6 protein-coding genes are annotated in these 8,343 nt (G+C 58.4%); 5 read left to right on the top strand and 1 reads right to left on the bottom strand.

Translation table 11 applies throughout. The annotated features are described in order from the left end of the window. The 5 genes from B4F73_RS10055 to B4F73_RS10075 all read left to right on the top strand — a co-directional run. Positions 1-1,254, top strand: a 1,254-nt coding sequence (locus tag B4F73_RS10055) for a dihydroxy-acid dehydratase (protein WP_290483170.1), incomplete at its 5' end; no start/stop codon positions are given. A 67-nt stretch (positions 1,255-1,321) separates the two neighbouring features. Continuing rightward, positions 1,322-2,356: a DUF3137 domain-containing protein gene (locus tag B4F73_RS10060; RefSeq protein ID WP_290483171.1), complete on the top strand. Its 1,035-nt coding sequence runs from the start codon at positions 1,322-1,324 to the stop codon at positions 2,354-2,356. A 98-nt stretch (positions 2,357-2,454) separates the two neighbouring features. Beyond that, entirely contained in the window at positions 2,455-2,835 is a 381-nt protein-coding gene (locus B4F73_RS10065) for a hypothetical protein (RefSeq protein WP_290483172.1), read from the top strand. A 229-nt stretch (positions 2,836-3,064) separates the two neighbouring features. Next, on the top strand, positions 3,065-4,492 hold the full coding sequence (locus B4F73_RS10070; protein WP_290481347.1) for a sugar porter family MFS transporter: 1,428 nt from the start codon (positions 3,065-3,067) through the stop codon (positions 4,490-4,492). 76 nt (positions 4,493-4,568) lie between these two features. Further along, positions 4,569-7,145, top strand: a complete 2,577-nt coding sequence (locus B4F73_RS10075; RefSeq protein ID WP_290483173.1) for a glycoside hydrolase family 3 protein — start codon at positions 4,569-4,571, stop codon at positions 7,143-7,145. Between the two features lie 73 nt (positions 7,146-7,218). On the opposite strand, the gene B4F73_RS10080 is transcribed toward B4F73_RS10075, so the two are convergent. Further along, positions 7,219-8,343, bottom strand: a 1,125-nt coding sequence (locus tag B4F73_RS10080) for a family 43 glycosylhydrolase (protein WP_290483174.1), incomplete at its 5' end; no start/stop codon positions are given.

Below are 8,343 nucleotides of genomic sequence, written 5' to 3' on the forward strand. Positions count from 1 at the left end.
TATGAGGGCCGCGATGTCACCGTGCTTGACGTGTTCGAGGCTGTGGGCGCGCATGCCGCTGGCTCGAACGAGATGACCGCCGAGAAACTTCACGCGCTGGAAAAGGTCGCCTGTCCTGGCGACGGGGCGTGCGGCGGCCAGTTCACGGCGAACACGATGGCCTGCGTCTCTGAGGCCATCGGCCTCGCCTTGCCGCTCTCCTCGGCGCTGCCAGCGCCTTACACCGACCGTGACGGCTATGCCGTGGCCAGTGGTGAAGTGGTGATGCAACTGGTCGAGAAGAATCTGCGCCCGCGCGACATCTGCACGCGGGAAGCCTTCGAGAATGCGGCCATCGTCGTCGCCGCGACCGGCGGCTCGACCAATGCGGCGCTTCATCTGCCAGCCATGGCGCATGAGTGCGGCGTTCAGTTCGATCTCGAAGACGTCGCGAAGATCTTCCAGAAGACGCCTTACATCGCGAACCTCAAACCCGGTGGCGACTATGTTGCCAAGGATTTCGGCGAAGCAGGCGGCGTGCCCATGCTGATGAAGACGCTGCACGAATCCGGCCTGATCAATGGCGACTGCCTGACCGTCACCGGACAGACCTGGGCAGAATACCTCGAAGACATCGAGTGGGACCCGAACCAGAAGGTCATCTATCCGGCAACCAATCCGATCTCGCCAACCGGCGGTGTCGTTGGCCTGTGGGGATCGCTCGCCCCCGATGGCGCCATCGTGAAAGTGGCCGGACTGCACACGCTGCAATTCTCCGGGCCGGTGCGCGTCTTTGACGGCGAGGAAGCCTGTTTCAAAGCCGTGTCCAACCGCGACTACAAGGAAGGCGAAGTTCTCGTCATCCGATACGAAGGCCCCAAGGGTGGCCCCGGTATGCGGGAGATGCTGTCGACCACTGCCGCGATCTACGGTCAGGGCATGGGTGACAAGGTGGCCCTGATTACTGATGGTCGCTTCTCCGGCGCAACGCGTGGCTTCTGCATTGGTCATGTCGGCCCTGAAGCGCAGGAAGGCGGCCCCATCGGCCTGCTGAAGGATGGCGACATCGTCACGATCGATGCCGAAAAAGGCACGATTGATGTCCGCCTGACGCCTGCTGAGCTGGAAGACCGCAAGCGTCAGTGGAAGCCGCGTATTACGGCCTATGGCTCCGGTGCGCTGCAAAAATTTGCCGCGCTGGTCGGCCCTGCACACAAGGGCGCGACGACCCATCCGGGCTTCGCGGGTGAGCGGCACGTCTACGCCGATATCTGATACAGGTTTTACCTGTCACGGAATCCAAGCTTAACTGGGGCGGTCTGTTTATGAGAGGCCGCCCCAGATGAGTCAGGATATGCCATCGACCGATCCACTCCCGTCACAACCTCCTTTCGATCCGGATGTTGTAAAGGCATTGGGTGATCTTCCAGAGGAATTCCAGGAGTTTCCCCGCCTGTTCCAGGATGAGATCAGGCCAGCGCTTTTGACTCGTGAGGCCGAACGACAAGTCGCCGTCGCGAAGGCGCGACAAGCCCGCTATGTGGGGATCGCGGTTGCTGTTCTCGGTGCGCTTGCTGGCGTGCTTCTTGTTCGGCATCCCTTCGCAGCAATCATCGCTGTGGTGGTCGGTGTGGGCTATCTGTACTGGGGAGGCCGTGATGTGCGTCGACTTGGCAAGGAAGCCAAGGATCTGATTGTCCTGCCCGTTGTGCGAAAGCTTGGTCTGCAATTCTTGGCGGAGCCCGGCTCTGTCGACTCTATCTACAAGCATCATGATGTTGGAATCGTGCCCAGCTGGGACCGCGCCAATTATGAGGATCGGCTGACGGGACGGCGCAAAGGCGTGGATTTCGAATTGTTCGAGGCGCATCTCGAAGAGCGCAGTACGTCGACCGATTCCAAAGGCAATACGCAAACCCGCTGGAGAACGGTCTTCAAGGGCCAATGCCTGCGCTTCGAGTTTTCCAAGCGCTTCTATGGCCGCACGCTGATCACGCGTGATTCGGGCTTCTTCAACCGATTTGGCGGGGGAAAGGGCATGTCCCGTGCCATGCTGGAAGACCCGGTGTTTGAAAAGATATTTGAGGTCTACACCACCGATCAGGTGGAGAGCCGCTACCTCCTGACGCCGGACCTCATGCAAAATCTTGTCGACTTGGAAAAGGCATTCCACGGCGGTCGGCTGAAGGCGTGTTTTGATGGTGGAGAGATGTTCATCACACTGGAGGGAGGGAACCTGTTTGAGCCTGGCAGCATGTTCAAACCCCTCGATAGTGTGGATCGCGTGCGGGAATTGCTGACTGATTTTGCGGCCATATTCCGCATCATGGATGCTGTCATTATCGGTCGTGCCCGTGAAGGCCAGGAGCGCGACTGAGATCGTTCAAATGAGGCAGTTCGGGGGCAACAGCGTTCAGCTTTGCTTCAGTGACTTTCCGCCATAAAAAGCGTGAACTTAGCAAGAGGTCCCGTTTCATGATGAAATCCATTGTCGCCAGTTTCATGCTTGTCATTGCTGCACAAACAGCCGTCGCTCAGGCGATGACGACTGCGGACGTGAAGCGGTGCAATGCCATGACGGCAACCATGGCGCCGAAGAAGGCGGAGATCGAAACGCTGCAGGCCAAACGTGATGAATTGGCGATCCGTGTGGAAGAGTTGGGTGAGGTTTGGGAAGACGCCGAAATCCATCGCTTGGCCTCGCCTGCGCACGCTGTGACGGCTGATGAGACCAAGTCTGCCTATCAGACTGCCAGGAAGGAGCTGATGGCAAAAGAGCGTGGGCTGCAAGCCGTTGCACGCCAGTTCAATCAGGACATTGCCTCATATAATCAGAGCTGCGCCACCGCCAAATAGGCGGCAATTCCCTTCTCCATTCGTGCTGGACCTCAGCCTGCGATGATGCGCAACTGGCGCATCGTCGTCGCCCCGACTCGTAGGAGCCGTTGCAGCAGAAACACTTGTCAACGTTGACAACTCAATTTTGATAGACTTCTTGTTGGCGATAACATTCGAGGCTAGACTTCGGTATAAGCAAAAAGCGGGCAGGGGGTTGCCTGCCGCGAAACAAGGGAGGGCGCGCGGTATGAGCGACGCATCATCGACTGTAAATATGGATACAGGACAGGGCAGTTTTGGCCAGGTTCTGCTGATCACCGCCGTCGCCACGATCGGCGGATTTCTTTTTGGTTTTGACTCAGGCGTCATCAACGGAACTGTTGATGGTCTCCGTGTTGCCTTCAACTCGCAAGAAATGGGCACAGGTTTCAACGTTGCCTCCATGCTGCTTGGCTGTGCGGTCGGCGCGGCACTGGCAGGCACATTGTCGGATGCGTTCGGTCGTCGCACGATGATGATCGTTGCTGCGGTTTGTTTCATAATCTCCGCATGGGGCTCCGGTGTAGCGGGCTCGTCGGCGGAATTTGTCGTCTATCGCATCATTGGTGGTCTTGCGGTCGGCGCCGCAAGCGTCATGTCACCAGCTTATATTTCCGAAGTTGCTCCGGCCAAATATCGCGGTCGCCTCACGTCGATCCAGCAGGTCGCCATCATCAGCGGGCTTTTTCTGGCATTCGTGTCCAATTATCTGATCGCGCAAGCAACTGGCGGGTCTGCCATGAATGAATGGCTGCTCGGCTTTGAAGCGTGGCGCTGGATGTTCTGGATGGAATTGCTGCCGGCTACATTCTTCCTCGTGGCTCTTCTGTTCATTCCGGAAAGCCCGCGCTACCTCGTGGCACAAGGTTCTACAGACAAGGCGCGTTCGGTGCTCTCGCGTCTCTCTGGTGCCAAGGCCGCTCACCGCAAGGTCGACGAGATCGAGCAGTCGCTTGCCAATGATCACAAGCCGTCCCTCAAGGACGCGCTTGGTCAATTCGGTTTCAAACCCATTGTCTGGGTCGGTATCGGTCTTGCCGTGTTCCAGCAACTTGTTGGTATCAATGTCGTCTTCTATTATGGCGCCGTGCTCTGGCAGGCGGTTGGCTTCTCCGAAAGCGACGCCTTGCTGATCAACATCATTTCCGGTGCGGTCTCGATTATTGCCGTGATCATTGCGCTGCTGCTGATCGACCGGATCGGTCGCAAACCACTATTGTGGATGGGCTCGGTCGGTATGACGGTCACACTTGCCATCGTGGCATTCTGCTTCTCACAAGCGGTCACGATTGATGGGGCAGTCAGTCTGCCCGGCAGCTTTGGCTTGATCGCTCTGCTCGCCGCGAATGCCTATGTTGTGTTCTTTAACGCGTCATGGGGCCCTGTCATGTGGGTCGCCCTTGGTGAGATGTTCCCGAACCAAGTTCGCGGCGCAGGTCTCGCCATCTCCGGCTTTGCGCAATGGATCGCCAACTTCGCGATCACGATGACCTTTCCGATCATGCTGGCAACGGCTGGTATCGGTCTGGCGGGTGCTTACGGTTTCTACGCTGTGTGTGCGCTGATTTCCGTCTTCTTCGTCTTCAAGGCGGTCAGGGAAACCAAAGGTCTCGAACTCGAGGAAATGCAGGGTTAGGCCCGGCATATACATTCCGCCCTCGCCGATCTGTCGGCGAGGGCATTTTTTTAAAAACTGAACAAGGGAGGTCGCGATGGCCAAGGCTGTCCGGAAATCGTCAATCATTTCGCTGCTCGGCGGCGTGGCTAGTGTGGCGCTCATTGCCGCGTGTAGCCATACGCCGACCGATGCCGATGCCAACGAAACCATGGTAGCTGCAGAGCCCGTGCAGACCGCGCTCATGACTGAGCACGATCTCGTCGCAACACCAGAACTTTGGCCCGAAATCACTGTGCCGGATCTCGACCCTGTGATCGAAGCGCGCATTGACGAGATCATGGCGAAGATGACTCTGGAGCAGAAAGTCGGTCAGGTCATCCAGGCGGACAGCGACAGTGTGACCCCCGAAGAAGTAAAGGCCTATCGCCTTGGGTCCGTTCTCAGTGGTGGCAGCTCGGCGCCCGGTGACGAACCGTTCGCGTCCATGGACGCGTGGCTCGCGGATGCGGACGCTTATTGGCACGCCTCGGTCGATCCAGAAGGTGTTGAAATCGCCATCCCCGTCATCTGGGGCATCGATGCCGTGCATGGCCATGCGAACCTGTTTGGTGCGACCATCTTCCCGCACAATATCGGCCTTGGCGCTGCCAATGATCCGGACCTGATCGAAGACATTGCCCGCATTACCGCCGAGGAACTCATTGTCTCCGGCCATGATTGGACATTTGCCCCGACCATCGCCACTCCGCGCGATGACCGCTGGGGCCGCACCTATGAGGGCTATTCAGAAAGCCCTGAAATTGTCCGCGAATATGCCGAACGGATTGTCTACGGATTGCAGGGCCGTCCGGATGATGAGGACTTTCTCGGCGAGGGCCGTGTCATTTCCAGTGCCAAACACTATGTCGGCGACGGCGGTACACAAGATGGCATCGATCAGGGCGAGACGCTCGCCACCGAACAGGAACTCATCGACATTCACGCCCAAGGCTATTTCACCGCGCTTGAAGCCGGTGTGCAGACCGTCATGTCGTCATTCTCCAGCTGGCAGGGTGTCAAGATGCATGGCAGCCACGTCATGCTGACCGAAGTGCTGAAAGACCGCCTCGGTTTCACTGGTTTTGTTGTCGGTGACTGGAATGGTCACGGCCAGGTGCCGGGTTGTACGAATACCGACTGTCCACAGTCGTTGAATGCTGGGCTCGATATGTACATGGCACCGGACAGCTGGAAGGGGCTCTATGAAAGTACGCTCCAGCACGCCAAGGATGGCAACATCCCGATGGAGCGTCTCGACGATGCCGTGCGCCGTATCCTGCGTGTGAAGCTCGCCTATGGCATTTTCGACAAGCCTGCGCCAAGCGAACGCCCTGGAGCGAACGACGAGAGCCTGATGGCAACGCCCGAGGCCCGAGAGATCGCCCGCCGCGCCGTGCGGGAATCGCTCGTTTTGCTGAAGAACAATGACAATCTCCTTCCGCTCAGCACGGAGCAAACCATTCTCGTGATCGGTGATGGCGCAGACAGTATCACCAAGGCCGCTGGTGGCTGGACCTTGTCCTGGCAGGGCGGTGGTTATGACAATGGCCACTTCCCCAATGGACAGTCCATTCTGGAAGGTATTGAGGATGCGCTGCTGCCGGGCGGCGGAACGCTGATCTTCGACCCCACAGGAGAGTCCAATGTAGATGCGGATGTTGTAATTGCTGTGTACGGAGAAAATCCATACGCTGAAGGCATCGGCGATATTCGGACGATGGATTTTGTGCCGAATGGTTTTGACACAAGCAAGCTCGAAGCCTTCCAGGACAAGGGCGTGCCGGTCGTGTCGGTTTTCCTGTCGGGTCGGCCGCTTTGGGTAAATCCCGAACTCAATGACTCCGATGCGTTCGTAGCAGCTTGGCTCCCGGGCTCCGAAGGTGCCGGGATTGCCGATGTGCTATTCCAGACGGAACCAGACTACGACTTTACGGGACGTCTCTCCTTCTCATGGCCGGCGACAGCCCAGCCGTCACGTCTCAATTCGGAAGACACACCTTATGAGCCGCTATTCGCTTACGGGTACGGCCTCAGCTATGCCTCTGACGCAACCGAGCTTGGAGAGCTGAGTGAAGATCCGGGTCTGTCCGAAGACCTCATGGGCAATGCGGATCCGCGGACCTTGTTCAGGCGCGGACGCCCAGGAGACCGCTGGGGCGCGCTCCTCGCGTTTGAGGGGGCTTACACGACGCTGCAGCCGGGGCTTACCGAACTGGCGGGCCTTTCGATCAGTCGGACGGACTACGAAACTCAGGAGGATGGACTGGTGCTTTCATGGTCGGATCCGACTGGCGTCCTGTCTATTGGTTCCTTTGCCAATCCGGTCAATCTGAATGCGGCTGGCGACGCCGCGCTGGACATCGTAATCGCAGCCAAGGTGCCGGATGGCGGGGAGCACGTCATATCCGTCAGTGGCTCTTGCGACCAGAATGGCAATTGCGAAGCCGTTGAGCAGATCACCGTCACAGGTTCCGACTGGGCGGAATACCGAGCGCCTGCGGCCTGTCTCGGTCTGACTGACCTTACTGCCGTGCAGATCCCGGCGGTTATCGGAACGATGGATGCTGGGACAGTGGCAGTGGCGGACATCCGCTTCGAACCTTCCGAGCGTGATCAAGGTTGCTCTGAATAGCGCCAGCCTGAAAGATAAGTCTGAAATCAAATGGCGGCCTTCATTCGAAGGCCGCCATTTTCATTTTTAATGATCAGTCTCCGGCGGACTGGGCATAAACACCGAGAAGCGTACCGACAAACCCACCAGCCTTTTCCGTGCTCAGAATTGTGCTGTCTTCGCCGAGTGCCACGGGCTCCCAGTCGTCGCCTCGGGCAGCCTGATAGAAGTCGATCTCAGGGCCCCGTGATACGATCCGCAGTTTGAGGGAGGCCCCCAAAGGCGTGGCTGCAGGGACCTCTGCGACGATCTCGCCGTCCTTGTCTGTCGCGTCCCCCGCGCGCTTGCGCAGCCGCACAATCGCTTTCCCGTCTTCACTCATCGACAAGCCGAGCGCATAATAGGCCGCATCATTCTGGAAAGCGGCAATTCCCGCTTCGTCGTCATTATCTCCCGGCACGAAAGAGACCTCAGTATAGGCTTCAGCATTTGTGTGTTGCTGCCGCCGCGCGAGAAAGGAAGGCTGTCCAGGGCTGCCGACTCCGTCTGCGCGCGCTTCCAGAACGAGTTCGCCATTTTCCAGTCGATACGCTTTCTGGGCAGGTATTCTGACCGTCAGCCAGTGCAGCGGAAGTACGTCTTCCTCAAACTCATCCGTATAGGTGAAGTTACCAGTCAGCGGCAAAGAAGCCTTCGGCTGCGCCGGCAGGGCGGGACGATCAATGACGTGCGGGATGACGTCGCCGGGCTTGGTGATGCGTGGGATACCATTGTCCCATGACACCGGCATGAGGAAAGTTTCGCGGCCGGTATTGTATTCGTTGCCTTGATAGGGGCGCGTGCCAAGGAATACGGCCCACCAATTGCCCTCAGAATCTTGGGTGAAGTCAGCATGGCCAACCGAAGTGATCGGTTCGGCCCGGTCTTCCGGTAGGTCGCGTTGCGTCAGGATCGGGTTATCGGGATGGGGCGTAAACGGCCCCAAGGGGGACTTCGCGATGAGGATCACCTGCGAGTGCTGCGGGCCTGTTCCGCCTTCAGCAGCGCTAAGCAGGTACTTGCCATCAACCTTGTAGAGATGCGGCCCCTCGATCCAGACGGGTTGTTCGGACAAGTCCACGCCGCCATTCACCGCTACGACCGCATCCGAAACCGGTTCGAACGTTTGTGCATCAACTTCGCGGATCCAGACCGCGCGATGCCCCTCATAGAGGGGCTC

It is taken from the genome of Hyphomonas sp. UBA3601 (genome assembly GCF_002375605.1).
Taxonomy (GTDB): domain Bacteria; phylum Pseudomonadota; class Alphaproteobacteria; order Caulobacterales; family Hyphomonadaceae; genus Hyphomonas.

Coding starts and splice junctions, on each gene's coding strand:
- B4F73_RS10060 (WP_290483171.1), top strand. CDS start 1,322: ATGAGTCAGGATATGCCATCGACCGATCCACTCCCGTCACAACCTCCT.
- B4F73_RS10065 (WP_290483172.1), top strand. CDS start 2,455: ATGATGAAATCCATTGTCGCCAGTTTCATGCTTGTCATTGCTGCACAA.
- B4F73_RS10070 (WP_290481347.1), top strand. CDS start 3,065: ATGAGCGACGCATCATCGACTGTAAATATGGATACAGGACAGGGCAGT.
- B4F73_RS10075 (WP_290483173.1), top strand. CDS start 4,569: ATGGCCAAGGCTGTCCGGAAATCGTCAATCATTTCGCTGCTCGGCGGC.